We start from the raw sequence: 710 nt of genomic DNA on the forward strand, positions 1-710 counted from the left end.
GCGTCGACGCGGCGCGCACCCAGCTCGCCGCGTCGGAGCGGCGTGCCCGGCTGGCGCGCGAGTCGCGCGGCTACCTCGACAAGTCCTTCCAGCTCGGCGAAACCGACCTGCGACCCGCCTGCGCATCGAGGCCGACGCAGCCGATGCCGAACGCCAGGCCGCGCGCAGCCACATCGAACTGGCCGCCGCGCTGTCGGCCTGGCGCCAGGCCCTGGGGCTGCTGCCCCGGTAATGCCGCGCCCCACCCTACCGAACTCCCCGAGGAACCCCATCCCATGACGTCCCCCCTCCTGTGTGCCGCGCTCGTTGTCGCGGCCCTGCTCGCTCCCGGCGAAACCGCCCGCGCCGGCGAAGGCCACGACCACGGCAGCGAAGCACCGGCCCCGGCCGGCGCGGCGCTGCCCCGCTTCGTGGCCGTCTCCGAAGCCTTCGAACTCGTCGGCGTGCTCGACGGTCGCAGCTCACGCTCTACCTCGACCGTGCGGCCGACAACAGCCCGGTGCGCGACGCCGCGATCACGCTCGAGATCGCCGGCCAGCCCTTCGAGGCCGAAGCGCACGGCGACGCCGAGTACGAGGTCGTGCTGCCCGAGGCGCCCGCGCCGGGCGTCCTGCCGATCACCGCGACCGTGACCGCCGGCGACGAGTTGGACCTGCTGGCCGGTGAGCTCGACCTCCACGCGCCCGCGCACGCCGACGCGGCCGCTCCCG

At 75.4% G+C, this 710-nt stretch carries 2 pseudogenes; both read left to right on the top strand.

Annotated elements, in window-relative coordinates:
* A pseudogene (locus tag x551_RS26660) lies at positions 1 to 232 on the top strand (TolC family protein); the annotation flags it as partial.
* A gap of 267 nt (positions 233 to 499) precedes the next feature.
* A pseudogene (locus x551_RS28280) lies at positions 500 to 710 on the top strand (hypothetical protein); the annotation flags it as partial.

Source organism: Methylibium sp. T29, assembly GCF_000576205.1.
In the GTDB taxonomy this organism is placed as follows: domain Bacteria; phylum Pseudomonadota; class Gammaproteobacteria; order Burkholderiales; family Burkholderiaceae_C; genus Methylibium; species Methylibium petroleiphilum.